Annotated in this window: 14 protein-coding genes; 2 read left to right on the top strand and 12 right to left on the bottom strand. The window is 48.8% G+C overall.

Annotated features, from left to right (window positions below):
- Nucleotides 1–10 precede the first annotated feature (10 nt).
- The 8 genes from M1D67_RS07125 to proG form a co-directional block, all read right to left on the bottom strand.
- Complete coding sequence (locus M1D67_RS07125; RefSeq protein ID WP_059231329.1) at nucleotides 11–1,090, bottom strand: mandelate racemase/muconate lactonizing enzyme family protein; 1,080 nt, start codon at nucleotides 1,088–1,090, stop codon at nucleotides 11–13.
- 18 nt (nucleotides 1,091–1,108) lie between these two features.
- Nucleotides 1,109–2,041 (bottom strand): S66 peptidase family protein, encoded by a 933-nt coding sequence (locus M1D67_RS07120; RefSeq protein WP_224066966.1) that lies wholly within the window; start codon nucleotides 2,039–2,041, stop codon nucleotides 1,109–1,111.
- A gap of 73 nt (nucleotides 2,042–2,114) precedes the next feature.
- A complete protein-coding gene (locus M1D67_RS07115) occupies nucleotides 2,115–3,740 on the bottom strand; it encodes a peptide ABC transporter substrate-binding protein (RefSeq protein WP_023856766.1) in 1,626 nt (541 codons plus the stop codon).
- Between the two features lie 31 nt (nucleotides 3,741–3,771).
- Nucleotides 3,772–4,770, bottom strand: a complete 999-nt coding sequence (locus M1D67_RS07110) for an ABC transporter ATP-binding protein (protein WP_023856765.1) — start codon at nucleotides 4,768–4,770, stop codon at nucleotides 3,772–3,774.
- 7 nt (nucleotides 4,771–4,777) lie between these two features.
- Nucleotides 4,778–5,737, bottom strand: a complete 960-nt coding sequence (locus M1D67_RS07105; protein WP_479831704.1) for an ABC transporter permease — start codon at nucleotides 5,735–5,737, stop codon at nucleotides 4,778–4,780.
- A gap of 4 nt (nucleotides 5,738–5,741) precedes the next feature.
- Nucleotides 5,742–6,668, bottom strand: a complete 927-nt coding sequence (locus M1D67_RS07100; protein ID WP_026579833.1) for an ABC transporter permease — start codon at nucleotides 6,666–6,668, stop codon at nucleotides 5,742–5,744.
- A gap of 15 nt (nucleotides 6,669–6,683) precedes the next feature.
- On the bottom strand, nucleotides 6,684–7,508 hold the full coding sequence (locus tag M1D67_RS07095; protein ID WP_023856762.1) for a M55 family metallopeptidase: 825 nt from the start codon (nucleotides 7,506–7,508) through the stop codon (nucleotides 6,684–6,686).
- Nucleotides 7,509–7,726: 218 nt separating this feature from the next.
- Entirely contained in the window at nucleotides 7,727–8,539 is an 813-nt protein-coding gene (gene proG, locus M1D67_RS07090) for a pyrroline-5-carboxylate reductase ProG (protein WP_026579834.1), read from the bottom strand.
- A 158-nt stretch (nucleotides 8,540–8,697) separates the two neighbouring features.
- On the opposite strand from proG, the gene M1D67_RS07085 reads away from it, so the two are divergent.
- Nucleotides 8,698–10,002, top strand: coding sequence for a S1C family serine protease (locus M1D67_RS07085; RefSeq protein WP_025812040.1), 1,305 nt, complete (start codon nucleotides 8,698–8,700; stop codon nucleotides 10,000–10,002).
- An 82-nt stretch (nucleotides 10,003–10,084) separates the two neighbouring features.
- On the opposite strand, the gene M1D67_RS07080 is transcribed toward M1D67_RS07085, so the two are convergent.
- Nucleotides 10,085–11,038, bottom strand: a complete 954-nt coding sequence (locus M1D67_RS07080) for a ring-cleaving dioxygenase (protein WP_026579835.1) — start codon at nucleotides 11,036–11,038, stop codon at nucleotides 10,085–10,087.
- Nucleotides 11,039–11,356: 318 nt separating this feature from the next.
- On the opposite strand from M1D67_RS07080, the gene M1D67_RS07075 reads away from it, so the two are divergent.
- Nucleotides 11,357–12,685, top strand: a complete 1,329-nt coding sequence (locus M1D67_RS07075) for an APC family permease (protein WP_095323651.1) — start codon at nucleotides 11,357–11,359, stop codon at nucleotides 12,683–12,685.
- A gap of 36 nt (nucleotides 12,686–12,721) precedes the next feature.
- On the opposite strand, the gene M1D67_RS07070 is transcribed toward M1D67_RS07075, so the two are convergent.
- The 3 genes from M1D67_RS07070 to M1D67_RS07060 are packed head-to-tail and all read right to left on the bottom strand — an operon-like array spanning nucleotide 12,722 to nucleotide 16,143.
- Nucleotides 12,722–13,606 (bottom strand): carbohydrate ABC transporter permease, encoded by an 885-nt coding sequence (locus tag M1D67_RS07070; protein ID WP_023856757.1) that lies wholly within the window; start codon nucleotides 13,604–13,606, stop codon nucleotides 12,722–12,724.
- A gap of 18 nt (nucleotides 13,607–13,624) precedes the next feature.
- Nucleotides 13,625–14,578 carry an ABC transporter permease gene (locus M1D67_RS07065; RefSeq protein WP_020451071.1) on the bottom strand — a complete coding sequence of 318 codons (954 nt, stop codon included), beginning with the start codon at nucleotides 14,576–14,578 and terminating at the stop codon, nucleotides 13,625–13,627.
- A gap of 41 nt (nucleotides 14,579–14,619) precedes the next feature.
- A complete protein-coding gene (locus M1D67_RS07060) occupies nucleotides 14,620–16,143 on the bottom strand; it encodes an extracellular solute-binding protein (protein WP_020451070.1) in 1,524 nt (507 codons plus the stop codon).
- Nucleotides 16,144–16,220: the final 77 nt, after the last annotated feature.

Below are 16,220 nucleotides of genomic sequence, written 5' to 3'. Positions count from 1 at the left end.
CTTCCCCCTCTCAATGGTTGACTTTCGTGATACCGAGTCCGGGAGCATCCGGTATCGTGATCGTTCCTCCATGATAACGGATGCCGCCTTCAACAATATCCTTCTTCAGCATGAGCGGCGCATCAAAATCGAATTTTGTCACATTTTTCTGGCTTGCTGCGAAGTGGACGGCTGCTGTGATGCCGACCCTTGTTTCGATCATGCTTCCGGCCATGCATTCCACTCCGCACGCTTCTGCCATGGCGTTGATTTTCAACGCCTGGCTGATGCCGCCCGCTTTCATCAGTTTAATATTGATGAGATCGGCGCTTCTCGTTTTCAGCACGTGAAAAGCATCCCTTGGGGTAAACACGCTTTCGTCCGCCATAATCGGCGTATCGACAGCATCTGTCACCTGTTTCAAGCCTTCGAGATCGCACCGGTGGACCGGCTGTTCGACAAGCTCGATCGAAAGCCCCTCATCCTCCATTTTCCGAATGGCTTTGACAGCCTGTTTCGCCGTCCAGCTTTGATTGGCGTCCACACGGATCCGGACAGCGGCCCCCGCTTGTTTGCGGATTTCCCTGATCCGTTCGAGGTCTGTTGCCATGTCGTTTTTTCCTACTTTAATTTTGAGCGTACGAAACCCATCTTTTACATAACGGGCCGCGTCTTTCCCCATTTCTTCCGGGTCATTGACGCTGACAGTAAAATCCGTCTCGATCTCCCGCCTGTATCCGCCCAGCAATTGATACAGGGGAAGACCGCAAAGCTGCGCCAAGCAATCGTAGACGGCTGTTTCTACAGCGGCCTTTGCGCTTGTATTTCCAACAATCAGCTTGTCGATGTCATGAAATATCGCCTCCGCCATTCGCAAGTTGCGCCCGGAGAGCGCCGGTGCGAATATCGTGTTGACTGCCCCCTCAATACTGTCAAGCGTCTCACCGGTAATGACGGCAGTCGGAGGCGCTTCGCCCCAGCCTGTCATCCCGTTCTCAGCCGTTAATTTGACAATGACGGCTTCCGCTGTGCGGACGGTTCGAAGCGCTGTTTTAAACGGTTTTTTCAGCGGCACGGCGATACGGTTTGTCGTCATTTCGGCAATCTTCATAGCAGCCTCCTTTTTCCATCAAGAAATTCCCGGATCGATCGTAAGCTGTTTTTTGTCGGCGTCAAGGACGGCTTGCGCCCCCACCGGAACGGCGATATTCGGTGAACAATGGCCGATGTTAAAGCCTGACAGCGCCGGTTTTCCTGCAGCGGCGATATAATCTTGGAAAACTTCTTTTAATGTAAGTGACTCACCGCGTTTTTTCGGGGAGCAGTTATGAAAATCGCACAGCAGGATGCCGACGGCGTCCGATAATTTCCCGGCCATTTTCAATTGATTCAGCATCCGGTCAATTCGGTAAGGCTCTTCATCGACATCCTCGATAAATAAAAGCTTTCCTTTCGTATCAATTTCATAAGGCGTACCGAGCGTCGTCGCCAGAAGAGCGAGGTTTCCGCCGACGAGCTCCCCTTTCGCCGCACCGTTTCCGAGCGTTTCCAAAGGCGACAGCTCCTCTGTATAGGTGAGCGTCATTTTTTGAAACAGCTGCCGGAAGGAGCGCCGGGTGAGCGGATGCACGTCTTCTTTGCCGATGTCCGAACTGAGCATCGGACCGTGAAATGTAATAAGTCCGGTGTTTTGCCTGATCGCTGTATGTAAAAAAGTGATGTCTGAATAGCCCCAAAAAATTTTCGGGCGGCTTTTGATGAGTCGGTAGTCAATGTTCTCGGCAATCCTCGCCGTGCCGTAACCTCCGCAGGCACAGATGACAGCTTTGACCGAACGGTCTTCAAACATGTCGTGCAGATCCTCCAAGCGCTCTTCATCGTTCCCCGCCAAATAGCCGTGTCTTTCAATGGCTGAACGTCCCACTTTGACTTCAAGCCCGAGTTCTTTTAAAAACCGGACGGCGCGGTCAAGCTTTTCGGGGACGGGCGGACTGGCCGGCGCAATCACACCGACTGTATCTCCCTGCATTAATCTTTGAGGCGCAATATTCAACTGAGACATCCCCCTTTATGAAAAGTCCGCCCGCCTCTGTGCGGTGGCGTGCACAAAGAAAGTGGCAGACGGACAAGTTTGATCATGACGTTTTTTCGGCCCATTTCAGTTCAATGTAGCCGACCGGATGACGGACGATGCCTTTCACATTCTCCTTTTCCAAATGGACTTGATTATAGAAGTGGATCGGTATGATCGGCATCCCTTCAAACAGCAGTTCTTCAGCCTGATGCAGCAGCTCTGTGCGTTTTTCTTCATCAGCTTCATTTTTCGCCGCCTTGATCAGTTCGTCATACTCTGAATTGCTCCAGCCGGTTCTGTTCATTGCGTTACCCGTTTGAAAGCTTTCCAGGAAGTTGATCGGATCCGCATAATCAGCCAGAAAAGAGCTTTGGGAAAATTGAAATTTGAGCGCCTTCTGTTCTTCAAGGAATGTATTCCATTCCATATTGGCGAGCTTCACATCGACGCCGAGGGTACTTTTCAGCTTCTGTTGAATCGCTTCCGCCATTTTTTTATGCTCCGGTTTTGTGCTGTATGTCAGCGTAACGGCGGGCAGCTTTTCGTAGTTTTCTTCCTTCATGCCTTTTTCGAGCAGCTGTTTCGCTTCATCGGCGTCATATTTGAGCAAATCGCCGCCTTCCTCGCGAAAATCCTTGCCGTTCGGCCCTTTGATTCCCGAAGACACAAACCCGCGGGCCGGTTTTTCACCATTTTTTGTGACATAATCGACGATTTCCTGCTGATCGACGGCCATCGCAAACGCTTTTCTGATCTTTTCATTCTGGAACGGTTCTTTATTGACATTGAATCTGTAATAGTAAAGACCTGCCTGATCGAACACCTTCACCTCGTCAGAACCTATCAGCTTCTCGCTCATTTCAGCCGGGACATAAGCCGTATCGAGCTCATTCGACTCGAACATTTGGTAGTCGGTATTTCTGTCATCGACCATCGCCCATGTCACTTTATCAAGCTTCACAGTATCCCGGTCCCAATACGTATCGCTCTTTACCATCGTAAAGCTTTCATCATGCTTCCATTCTGTCAGTTTAAACGGACCGTTGCCGACAAATGTAGCAGCTTCTTCATGCCATTTCGGATTTTTTTCGGCGATTTTCTGAGGAACCGGGAAAAAAGCCGGATTGGCTACAATGCTTAAAAACGACTGCTGCGGACTTTCGAGTGTCACCTTAAGCGTTTTTTCATCCTCCGCTTTGACTTTGACATCATCCTTCGCACCTTTTCCGCTGTTAAAGGCCTCGCCGCCTTCGATAAAGTAGCCTAAAAACGCGGCGGAAGAGCCCGTTTTCGGATCGAGCAGACGCTTCCACGCATATTCAAAATCCCCAGCGGTTAAAGGGTCTCCGTTCGACCATTTGGCATCATCACGGATTGTAAAAGTATATGTCTTCCCATCGTCGGAAATGTTCCACTTTTCGGCGGACGCCGCTTCCGGTTCATGGTCTGCGCCAAGCCTAGTCAAACCTTCCATCAGATTGTTCAGCGCCTGCCATGAGACATTATTAAAGCCGATCGGCGGATCGAAAGATGTCGGTTCATTTTCATTGTTCAGCCTCAGGACTTGTTCTCCAGCCGTTTCTTTCGCTTTCTTCTTCGTTTCCTGCCCAGCCTGTTCATTTGCCGTACATCCGAACAGCAGAATGACCGCAACTGCGGCAGCCAATACGCTCGCTAGCCTTTTCATCAAATCCCCCCATTGAAAATCGATTTCATGATTATGTTGTCAGCAGAGCCCGTTTCGCCCTTTCATCCTGAAGCCAGCAGCACACACGATGCCCCGCCGAGACTTCTGCAACGGCAGGATAAACCTTGCCGCATACTTCCATTGCATAGGAACAGCGCGCCGTAAACGGACACCCTTCAGGCGGAGAAAACAAATCTGGCGGCGTCCCGTCAATCGGAACGAGGTCTCCACCTTCAAGGTCAAGCCTCGGAACGGAATGCAGCAAGCCTTTTGTATACGGATGCTGCGGACGGTAAAAAATATCCCTCCTCGCTCCCGTTTCCGCTATTTTCCCAGCGTACATCACGGCGATTCTGTCCGCCGTCTGTGCGACTACACCTAAATCATGGGTGATTAAAATGATGGATACACCGGTTTTCCGCTGAATGTCTTTAAACAGCTCAAGAATTTGCGCCTGAATGGTAACATCGAGCGCGGTCGTCGGTTCATCCGCAATCAGAATCTCCGGTTCACAGATGAGCGCCATGGCGATCACGATCCGTTGCCTCATCCCGCCGCTGAATTGATGCGGATACTGCCTCAAACGCTCTTTCGGATTCGGAATCCCGACGAGCTCAAGCATCGAAATGACCGCTTTTCGAGCGTCTGTTTTAGACACGGGCCGATGTTCCAAAAGCGCTTCTGTCAACTGGTCTCCGACGGTCAAGGTCGGATTCAGGGCTGTCATCGGATCCTGGAAGATCATTGAGATTTCGGCCCCTCTGATCTTTCTCATCTCTTTTTCGGACAGATGGCGCAAGTCTTTTCCCTTAAAGCGGACCGCACCGTCTGTGATCGTTGCCGAAAACTTCGGCAAAAGCTGCATGATGCTTTGCGATGTCACGCTTTTTCCGCATCCCGACTCACCGACAATCGCAAACGTCTCCCCCTCATATAACTCAAAGCTCACGCCGCGGACGGCTTTGACCGTGCCGCCGTATGTCGTAAATGAAACATGCAGATTCTCGACTTCCAATACTTTTTTCCGCAAAAACACATTACCTCCTCAGCTTCGGATCTAACGCATCCTGCAGTCCGTCTCCAACGACATTAAAAGCGAACATTGTTAATGAAATAAAGAAAGCAGGAAAAAACAGCCGCCACCAGTGTCCCGATAAGATCACCGGAAGGCCGTCATTCGCCATGACACCCCAGCTTGCAAACGGGGCTTGAATGCCCAAACCGAGGAAACTGAGAAACGCTTCGGCAAAAATGGCCGACGGCACCGTCAAGGTCATCTGGACGATGATCGCTCCCATCATGTTCGGAAGGAGATTCCGCCTGATGATCCTTACCGTTTTCGCTCCGAAGGTTTTGGATGCGAGAACATGCTCATCATGCTTCACCTTCAAAACCTGACCCCTGACGATCCGCGCCATGCCGACCCAGCCGGTGACAGTCAGCGCAACGATGATCGTCCCGAGTCCAGGCCCCATCATGACCATGAGAAGAATGACGACCAATAAATAAGGCAGTCCATGCAGCACTTCGATGACCCGCATCATGACATGGTCTGTTTTGCCGCCCTTATAGCCGGAGATACCGCCATAGATGACGCCGATTGCAAAATCGATTAAAGCCGCCATCACGCCGACAAACAGTGAAATCCTCGCTCCATACCACGTTCTTGTAAACACATCGCGGCCGAGCTCATCGGTTCCGAACCAATGCTCCATCGACGGAGGCAGGTTTTGCTCGGAAAGCGTCTGCTGGATGACGCTGTGCGGAGAAAGAACCGGTCCGAGTACAGCCATGATGAACAGGAAGATTAACACGCCCAATCCCGCCATCGCCAGCTTGTTTTTCCTTAAAATCCGCCAGGCGTTCTGCCAGTATGACAGGCTCGGCCTTGCAACGGATTCACGCTCATCCTGCTTTTGTTTCAGCGGGGCAAACCATTCAACAGGGATATCACTGCCTGAAGACGCTTCGTTTTCTGTGCGGACTGGAAGGCTCATATGCTCACCCTTTCTTATGCAGTTTAATACGCGGATCCAGGATTCCGTAGGCCATGTCGACAAGAAACAACATGATGATGAGGATGATGCTGTAAAAAACGGTGGTACCCATAATCACGGGGTAATCGCGGGAGTTGATGCTTTCAACAAAATATTTTCCCATGCCCGGAATCGCAAAGATTTTTTCGATGACGAAGCTTCCCGTTAAAATCGCAGCAGTAAGCGTCCCGAGAATCGTTACGACTGGCATAAGGGCGTTTTTCAGGGCGTGCTTCATGACAATTTTAAAAGGGGAAAGCCCTTTAGCCCGGGCCGTTCGGATATAATCCTGTGTCAGCACTTCAATCATGCTGGAACGGGTCAGCCTGGCGATAATCGCCAGCGGCCCCATTGCCAAAGCCGCAGTCGGAAGCACCATATGAAGCGGGCTCGTCCATGTCGATGGAGGGAATATGTTCCAATTGACGGCGAATTGCTGTATCAGCAAGGTCGCCATAATAAAGTTGGGAACCGAAATGCCGAGAACGGCAACGGTCATCGCTATATAATCGATGACGCCGTTTTGCCGCAGCGCGGCAAAGATTCCGAGTGCGATCCCGGAAATGACCGCCATAATCAGCGCCGTCATCCCCAGCTCAAATGAAACAGGGAACCCTCTTGACAGCAAATCGTTCACGCTTTGTGAAGGCTGCTTGATCGATGGCCCGAAATCAAAGGTAACGATCGACTTGACATAATACAAATATTGAACAAAGAGAGGCTCATCAAGCTGATAGTAAGCCTCAAGGTTGCGCTGAACCGCTTCATTCGTGTTTCTTTCTTCATTGAAGGGAGAGCCCGGAATCACTTTCATCATCACAAAGGTCAATGTCGTGATCACCAAAATGGTCGCCAGCATCGACAGAAGCCGCTTCATGATGTAACCCGCCATTTTCATCCCACCTTCCTAGGAGAATGTTGTTCTCATCGCAAGCTCGGTCATGACAAGCATCGCTTGATAGGCTTCAAGAATGTCTTTCGCTTGATAGCGGACAGTCGTCGTTTGCGGTTCGATTTCAGCACCCGGCATTAGACTCGCCCACTCGGCTTGCCCGTAATTGGCAAACTCAATCCGCAGCACCGGCCTGTCCGGAGGCGTGAGCGGCTTGACTTGATCGCGGTTTTGAATCGCATATGCCGTCCGCTCTCTTAATAGCTGCCCCGCTTTCTCCGGCGTCAGGCATTTGACCGCCGAACGGGATATCGTTTCCTTGACGGCCGCTGTCGTTACGTTCGGAATCAGTTCCTCCGCCTCAGCTGCCGCCTCGCTGTCACCGGCAACCATGATAACCGGGACGCCGTAATAACCGGCAACATAAGCGTTGAACCCCAGCTCGCCCACCGCCTGATCGTTTATGTAAAAATGTCTGACGCCGAAAATCATGCTGTGAGACATCACGCCTCTCATCGATGCTCTCGCATGGTAGCCGACGAACACGGCACCATCGCATGTATCGTCAAGTCCCTGGACCATCGAAAACGGTTTGACATCTCCCGAAATGAGCAGCGCTTCAGGATGGAGCCGCTCAATTAACAGATTGTTCATTTTAGAGTGGCTGTCATTGACAAGCACCTCTCTGCATCCGCTTTTGAACGCTTCGTCAATCACATGATTGGCCTCGTCCGTCATGATCTTCCGGCCTCTCTCATAGTTCAGCTTGCTTGAATCGACGAACGTATCATCCGGAAGTCCGGAAATCCCCTCCATATCAACAGACATATACAGCTTCACAAAAAACCACCCCTTATGAAAAACGTCTCAAATTTTTTATTATTTTGGGAATATTCTAACAAATTATATTAGAATTTTAATAGAAATGCAATAACCATTGGTAATTTTAGAAATTTAATATAAAATTGGAATTTTGATGAATGTTGTCGAATGCAAATAAAAAAGCTGCCTGATCAGGCAGCTTTGGGATGTCCGGATATGTCGATAAATGCCGCAGCTCACTGCCGGCGGACAGCGTCTTTAATGTCTTCATACTTCTTCATCGTTCTGGCAAACAGCTCGTCAAAGACTTCCGGCATGGCATTTTGAATGACCTCCGCCCCTTCTCCGGTTATGCCGCCTTTTGTCGCCACCCGATCAAGCGTTTGTGCAAACGTCATGTCTTTTTCCATTAACAGCTTGCCCGTTCCCAGCAATGAATGAATCAGAAATTGAAACGCGTCTTCTTTCGTAAGACTGCTGTTTCTGACGGCAGCTTGAGCAAATTCTTCAAAGATCGAAGCGATGAACCCTGGTGAAGAGCTTGTTAAATTACTCGCAGCGTCAATATCTCTCTCATGTATCTGTTTGACTGTGCTGAAAACGGAAAGATATTCTTCCAGCCGGCTTTTGTCCGCCTCAGCAACCCGCTCGCCGTGGACAACAAGCGAAACACCGATCCCGGCTTCAGATGTGAGGGTCGGAATGTATCTCGTCACCTGTCCGCTTGTCCAGTCGTGAAGCCGGTCAAGCTCGACCCCCGCGGCAATCGAAACAATGTGGACATCATCCTGAAGAAACGGCTGTATGTTCTCAAGCGTTTCCTTTACCGCCATCGGCGGTACACAGATGAAGATCAGGCCGCACTGTTTGGCGAGCTCTTCGGCTGATTGACAGGCGACATTCGGGTAAAGTTTTCTCAGCTCCCCTGTTTTCCCATCATTCCTTGAGCTGACGACCACCATGTCATCGCTGATTTTCTCCTGATCAAGCAGTTTCACCGCAATCATCTGTGCCATACTTCCGTATCCGATAAATCCAATCTTTTTCAACGTTTAGAACACCTCTGACATGTCATATTATAAATAGCACCCTATTTATTCTATCCTTTTTCTTTGACAATTTCCCACAATGTTTTCATGTTTATCCCACAGTCTTTGATTATGATTGAGGCATCAAAGGATATGATAACAATAGGAGCGTGAAAATGATGGAATATAATAGAGAAGATCAGCTTGAAACGAAAAACGAACTCATCGTCTCCGATCAAAAGCCCGACCAGGCGATAAAAAAAGCAGAACAGCAAAAGCGGAGACTCTCATGGATGACGCCGATCCTCAGCGGCATCATCGGGGGAAGCCTCGTTCTCGGTGTCACGACATACCAGCATAGCAAAGACGAAACGGCCAATACATCTGTCCAAACACAAACTAATGAGACTGCGAACTCATCGGCTTCTTCCAATAAAGCGAATACCGAAAAATTGTCCAGCACCAATTCGTCTGACATTTCAACAATGGTGGAAAATGTATCTCCCGCCATCGTCGGTATTTCAAACTATCAAAAACAAACGGAGAGCGGTATGTTTGGGTTTGAAAGCAACAGCAACAACAGCAGTTCAAGCGAACAAGAAACAGGCACAGGCTCAGGTGTCATTTATAAAAAAGCAAACGGCAAAGCATACATTATTACAAATAACCACGTTGTCGAAGGCGCATCTAAATTGACGGTTTCCCTGTCAAACGGCAAAGAAGTGGAAGGAAAATTGCTAGGCAGCGATTCCTTGACAGACCTTGCCGTTGTTGAAATTTCCGCTGAACACGTCGAAAAAGTCGCATCTTTCGGCGATTCTTCAAGCTTGAAAGCGGGTGAATCGGTCATTGCAATCGGAAATCCGCTCGGCAAAGATCTGTCCCGAACGGTGACGCAAGGCATCATCAGCGGTGTTGATCGGACCGTTTCCGTTGATACGTCCGCAGGCCAAACCGAGATGAACGTCATTCAAACAGACGCGGCCATCAATCCCGGCAACAGCGGAGGCGCCCTTTTGAATACAAAGGGAGAAGTGATCGGCATCAACAGTATGAAAATCAGTGAAAGCGGAGTGGAAGGCATCGGATTTGCGATTCCAAGCAATGATGTCAAACCGATTGCAGAAGAGCTGATGTCTAAAGGAAAAATTGAGCGTCCGTTTATCGGAATCGGCATGATGGATCTTGAGCAGGTGCCGGAAAACTATCAAACAGGCACCCTCGGATTAAGCGGCAGCCAGTTAAACAAAGGCGTCTACATCCGCCAGGTCGCTTCAGGCTCCCCTGCTGATAAAGCGGGCCTTAAAGAGAACGATGTCATCATCAGCTTTAACGGAAAAGAAACCGATACGGGAAGCGCGCTGCGCAACCTTCTTTACAACGATGCAAAAATCGGGGATACGGTAAAGGTTACCCTCATTCGAAACGGCAAAACAATGACAAAACAAATGACGCTTGACCAAAAAGAATCCGCATCATCTTAACAGCATGCCCCCCTTTTAGGCTGTCGGCTGCGCCGGATGCCTTTTATATAAAAAAACGAGGTCCTTTTCAGGACCTCGTTTTCTATTGAATCGGTTTCAGCCGCGCTTCAATCTCTTTCCGCCGATGTTCCAGGTACGGCGGCAGCGCAAGGCTTCGGCCGAGCTCATCGATAGATTCATCAACGGCAAAGCCCGGCCCGTCAGTCGACAGCTCAAAAAGTATGCCGTTCGGTTCTCTGAAATACAGCGCCTTAAAATAATAGCGCTCCACAATCCCCGAATTCGTAAAGCCGTTCTCGTTGATTTTCTCATGCCACTGTTTAAGTTCTTCTTCATCTTTGACACGGAATGCGACATGATGGACGCTTCCTCTCCCGGGACGCTCTCTTCTGCCGTCATCTGACTCTTTCACATGCACCTCCGCGCCTGCTCCTCCTTCACCCGATTCAAAAATGTGAAGCGTACGGCCGGTTTCATCAGCCTGTTCCTCACCGATTTTATGAAAGCCGAGAATATCGGTCAGCACCGCAGCTGTCGGACCGGCGTCCTTGACAGTCAATTCGACCGGGCCGAGCCCCCTGATCGCGACCTCCTCAGGAATGACGCCGTTTTTCACAGGCACTCCATGATCTTTTCCCTTTTCATCAGCCACAAGCATCATGTTCTGTCCTTCATGGTCTAAAAAGCGGAGAACGCTCCGCCCCGCACGCGTCTCGATGTCGTAAGTCTCTGCGCCGAGCTCATGAAGCCGCTTCTTCCAAAATTCGAGTGCTTGTTCGCCGGGAACCCGAAGTGATACGGACGAAATGCAGTTCGTCCCTTCCCGTCTCCTGGCAAGCATCGGAATTTCGAAAAATGTCAAATCTGAACCCGGAGACGCGACTTCATCACCGTAAAACAAATGATACATCGTCGGCTCATCCTGATTGACCGATTTTTTTATCAGTTTCATGCCAAGCCCTTTGACATAGAAATCCAGATTATGTTGAGCGTTGGCAGTTAAAGCGGATACGTGGTGGATGCCATTTACGTTCATTCTATCATCTCCTCATTAAATATCTCGAATTCGAGATTTCTTCTTTCTCAAAAATAGGCGATTTGATTTGAAAAGTCAACCAAACCGTCTTACAGAACCTTCTTTCCTGTTGCCCCTAAAAAACTAACAATAACTCCGAAATGACTTAAAAAGGTTCGGTTATTCCTGTCCCCTTCGGGTTTTACAACCTTAAAATGTTTAACATACACAAAAAATGCGAAAATCTGAAAATTTATTTAATTTTTCTTTTTTAAAAAAGGTATTACAATATAAAAATAGTTTTCTATAAAAGAGATTACATCAATGGGAGGCATCGCAATGAATGCAGAAGCAAACGGACTAAAAAAAGAGATAGGCTTGTTATTTGCGCTATCTCTTGTGATTGGAACGATCATCGGTTCCGGCGTGTTTATGAAGCCCGGCAGCGTGCTTTCCTATTCCGGAAACGCACAAATTGCTCTTTTTGCCTGGATCCTTGGCGGAATCTTGACGCTAGCAGGCGGGCTGACAATCGCCGAACTGGGCGCTCAAATTCCGAAAACGGGCGGGCTTTACACATATCTTGAAGAAATTTACGGCGAGTTCTGGGGGTTCTTATGCGGCTGGGTGCAGATTATCATCTACGGACCGGCCATCATCGGCGCACTCGGATTATATTTCGGCTCGCTAGTGGCCAACTTGTTTTCCTGGGATAAATCATGGACTGCACTCATCGGCATTATCACCGTCGCCTTTTTATGCATCGTCAACATTGTCGGAACAAAATACGGCGGAGCGGTACAGACGGTCACAACGATCGGAAAGCTGATTCCCATTGTATGTATCATTGTGTTCGGTCTATGGCATGGCGATGAACATATTTTCAGTACAGTTACGGAGAGCATCGCCAGCCAAAACTTCGGAGCGGCGGTATTGGCGACGCTCTTCGCGTATGACGGCTGGATCCTTCTTGCGGCACTCGGCGGAGAAATGAAGAACCCGGAAAAAGTGCTCCCGAAAGCGATGACAGGCGGGATACTGATCGTCACAGCCTGCTACCTGTTCATTAACTTGGCGCTGCTTCACATTCTTCCTGCCGATCAGATTGTCAAGCTTGGCGAAAATGCGACAAGCACAGCCGCGACAATGCTGTTCGGGCCGATCGGCGGTAAGCTGATCTCCATCGGAATTATCGTCAGCATCTTCGGCTGCTTAAACGGAAAAGTTCTGTCTTTTCCGCGCGTGATCTTTGCGATGGCTGAGAAAAAACAGCTTCCGTTCTCCCGCTGGATCTCGCATGTTCATCCGGCATTCCATACGCCTTGGATCGCGGTCATCGTCCAGATGATGTTCGCTGTCATCTTAATGATCATCAGCAATCCGGAAAAGCTGTCAGAGGTTTCGATTTTTATGATTTACATCTTCTATGTCATGGCGTTTTTCGCGGTGTTTATTTTGCGGAGACGGAAGAACGGCCAAGGGAGAGCTTACAGCGTGCCGCTCTACCCTTACCTGCCTGTTGCGGCTATTCTCGGGTCATTGTTTGTTCTTGTCAGCACGCTTATCACTGACTTTTACAGCTGCCTGTGGTCGATTTTGATCGGCCTCGTCGGTCTCCCGGTTTATTTTTGGATGAAAAAAAGAAATAAAAACGGCTCAGCCGCCTGAGCCGTAAGCCGCCGGCTCATGAGCCAGGCGGTTTTTTTATCCCTTCACAGACCCGATCAGAATGCCTTTGGCAAAATGCTTCTGCAAAAACGGGTACACGGCTAAAATCGGCAGCGTCGCAATGACGATAACGGCCAGTTTAATCGATTGTTCAGGCGGCACCGCTTCCATCATATCATTCGTCGTCCCTGTCAGATCCGAAAGAATCGTCACTTGGCGCAGCACCATTTGCAGCGGCCATTTCGCGCTGTCATTGATGTACAGCAAAGCATGGAAAAAGTCGTTCCAAATCCCGACCGCATAAAACAGCGCAAAAGTTGCAATAATCGGCTTTGACAGCGGCAGCGCGATCCTTAAGAACACGCCGATTTCTGAACAGCCGTCAATCTTTGCCGACTCCTCAAGTTCTTTCGGAAGCTGCTGAAAAAAGTTTTTAATAATAATAAGATTGAACGGATTAATCGCCATCGGCAATATTAGCGCCCAGTACGAATCGAGCAGTCCCAGTGATTTGACGACAATATACGTCGGAATCATTCCTCCGCTGAAAAGCATCGCAAAAATAACGAGATTCAAAAGCAGGTTTCTTCCCTTAATGTGCCGTTTCGCAAGAGGATAGGCCATCGTAAATGTAAAAAAGAGCTGGACGATCGTTCCCACAACCGTAATGAACACAGACACCCCCATGCTCCTGATAAATGTCGGCGTTGAAAAAATATAGCGGTACGCGTCAAGCGAGAATGTCTCAGGAAAGATAAAGAAGCTCTTTTCCGCCAGCTCGGCCTCCGTTGCAAAAGATCCCGCGATAATATACAGAAAAGGCAAGACGGTTATCAGCCCGCAGCAGCCGAGAAAGAGCACATTAAACCAATCGAATACCCGACCCGCTTTTGTGTTATGGATCGTTTCCGCACCGGACATCCTTTTCACCTCCATTCATTAAAACAGACCGTCCTGGTCAAACTTTTTCGCGATATAATTGGCGCCGAATATCAGAATGATTCCGACAACCGATTTGAAAAGCCCGACTGCCGTACTGTAGCTGTATGCGCCTTGCGTAATTCCGACAACATAGACATACGTGTCAAAAATTTCAGCCACGCTCCGGTTTAAAGAGTTGGTCATTAAAAAAATCTGTTCAAAGCCGATGTTTAAAAAACTGCCGATTCTTAAGATGAGAAGCACGACGATCGTGCTTCTGATGGCCGGAAGGGTAATGTGCCACATTCTCCTTAATCTGCCTGCCCCGTCCATCACTGCCGCTTCATACTGCTCCTGGTCAACCGAAGCGAGCGCTGCCAGAAACAGGATCGTTCCCCAGCCCGTCTCCTTCCATATGCTTTGCAGCACAATCATCGGCCTGAACCATTCGGGATCCGAGAGAAAAGCAATCTCTTTGCCGGTTATGCTTTGCAGCATTTTATTCATCACGCCCGTATCAACTGTAAAAAAGACAAATGTCATGCTGACGACGATCGTCCATGAGACGAAATGCGGAACATATATAAACGTCTGAATGCACCGTTTATAGATGGCATGCCGCAGTTCATTCAGCATGAGTGCGACAATCAGCGGAGCCGGAAATGCAAAAATCAAATCGAGAGCGGCGAGCATGAGCGTGTTACGGAGCAGGCGGAAAAAGTCAGGGTTCATAAAGAAATCTTTAAAATACTCGAACCCGACCCATTCGCTCTGCCAAAATCCGAGATAAGGCGAATAATCTTTAAAAGCAATGAACACGCCCCACATCGGCCAATATTTAAATATGAGAAAATATAAAACACCGGGAACAAGCAGAAGATAAAGCCATTTATCCCGTTTTACGGCTTGCAGCCCAGTCGGTTTCTTTTCTGTCTCAACAGCGGTTTTCCCTGTTTTAGCGGTGATTTCCACGTGCTGCATCCCCCCTTTCGTATGCTGGTTGAAGATCTGAGCTATTTCGTCTCCTTGTAGCGTTTGTTCAGTTCTTTCATCAAATCTTCACCACCGCTTTTATACCAAAGCTGCACGGCATCTTGAAAGCCTTTTTCATCGATGTCACCGATGATAAACTGCGTTTTGGCATCGAGAATGATGTTGTCAAGCTGTGCCCCTTTTTGGGTGTAAACATCTGAAACGAGCGATTCAGCCGGATTGAATACGGCGATTTTTTCCCCTTCTTTGAGAATCTGTTCACGGTGTTTGAACAGCTTTGATTCTTGTTTTTCCACATGGTATCTTTGTTCGGGAATGCCCATGCTGAACTGCGCAAGACCTTCGTGCTCATAAAGCAGTTTTTTATTATTTTTTTCAAGGGACGTGTACGTTCCGTTCTCAAGCTTATAGTTGCGCCCTTTTATACCGTTGTTGGCAATAATTTGTGCCTCTTCATCGTTCATTTTATCCAGGAAGCTGAGCACTTCTTTCAATTCTTTTTCCGTTTTGACGCTCGCTTTCGGAATGGCAATCATTCCGGCGTATCCCGATGTCGGGAATGTATACGTTCCTTTCGGGCCTTTGACCGTTCCGGTGACGTCGATCACATCCTTGTTAGCGGGATCTGCTTCTTCCATTGCGCTTTGAATTTGTGACGCCCGCGAACCGGTATCGACGATGACACCCGCTTTTCCTTTGACGATTGGATCGTTCCACTTCGCTGAATCCATGACGGCGAAGTCTTTATTGATCAGCCCCTCATCATACAGCTTTTTGAAAAACCGCAGCGCTTCCATGTACTCTTCTGTCGTGAAGTCCGGAATGAGTTCACCTTTTTCGTCTATTCCGTAGCGGTTTGGTGCGCCGAACCACGTCTGCATAATATCCCACGGGCTCCCGTTGCCAAGCCCCATCCATTTCGGCACCACCATGCCGTACGTATCGTCTTTCCCGTTTCCATCGGGGTCTTTTTCTTTAAACGCTTTCAGCACGTCGTAAAATTCGTCGATTGTTTTCGGCATCTCCAGACCGACATTTTCGAGCCAGTCCGTTCTGATGATGATCGAAGCGCGGATCAGGTCCCTCGCCCTGTAAATACCGTAAATCTCGCCGTTGATGGAACTGTTCTTCATCACTTTTTTATCGGCCTTTCCAAGGTTCGGGTAGTCTTTTAAATAAGGTGAAAGCTCCCAAAACGCACCTGATTTGACAGACTTGATAAACCCCGGGGACTTGTCCGTGACGACGATGGCTTGCGGCAAATCTCCCGAGGCCATGACGATGTTGAATTTATCATTATAGGAAGAGTTCGGAACCCATGTCACTTTGATTTGTTTTTTCGTGTATGTTTCGAGCGCTTTTAAAGACGGGCTGTTTTCTCCCGGACTTTCCGGCGACAGGAGCGGAGCCATAATATGAATGGCATCCTTTTCTTTTCCTTTCCCGTCTTGATTGGCCGTCTCATTTGCGCTGCACCCCATCAAGAGCAAAAAAACAGCGGGTGCAGCGAGCCATTTGTTTCCCTTCAGCTTCAGTCTTGCCATTGTACAATTCCCCCTTTTGATCGTCTCAATTGTTCCACTTAAATTTAAAGCGCTTACATTTTTCCGGCAACCTTCAT

The sequence above is a fragment of the Bacillus sp. PK6-025 genome, assembly GCF_056530265.1.
The sequence above is the reverse complement of the archived record's forward strand: the minus strand, read 5'-3'. Positions and strand labels throughout refer to the sequence as shown.

Excerpts from the sequence above, each read along its gene's own strand:
- M1D67_RS07125 (WP_059231329.1), bottom strand. The coding sequence starts at position 1,090 with ATGAAGATTGCCGAAATGACGACAAACCGTATCGCCGTGCCGCTGAAA.
- M1D67_RS07120 (WP_224066966.1), bottom strand. The coding sequence starts at position 2,041 with ATGTCTCAGTTGAATATTGCGCCTCAAAGATTAATGCAGGGAGATACA.
- M1D67_RS07115 (WP_023856766.1), bottom strand. The coding sequence starts at position 3,740 with ATGAAAAGGCTAGCGAGCGTATTGGCTGCCGCAGTTGCGGTCATTCTG.
- M1D67_RS07105 (WP_479831704.1), bottom strand. The coding sequence starts at position 5,737 with ATGAGCCTTCCAGTCCGCACAGAAAACGAAGCGTCTTCAGGCAGTGAT.
- M1D67_RS07100 (WP_026579833.1), bottom strand. The coding sequence starts at position 6,668 with ATGGCGGGTTACATCATGAAGCGGCTTCTGTCGATGCTGGCGACCATT.
- M1D67_RS07085 (WP_025812040.1), top strand. The coding sequence starts at position 8,698 with ATGGAATATAATAGAGAAGATCAGCTTGAAACGAAAAACGAACTCATC.
- M1D67_RS07080 (WP_026579835.1), bottom strand. The coding sequence starts at position 11,038 with ATGAACGTAAATGGCATCCACCACGTATCCGCTTTAACTGCCAACGCT.
- M1D67_RS07075 (WP_095323651.1), top strand. The coding sequence starts at position 11,357 with ATGAATGCAGAAGCAAACGGACTAAAAAAAGAGATAGGCTTGTTATTT.
- M1D67_RS07070 (WP_023856757.1), bottom strand. The coding sequence starts at position 13,606 with ATGTCCGGTGCGGAAACGATCCATAACACAAAAGCGGGTCGGGTATTC.
- M1D67_RS07060 (WP_020451070.1), bottom strand. The coding sequence starts at position 16,143 with ATGGCAAGACTGAAGCTGAAGGGAAACAAATGGCTCGCTGCACCCGCT.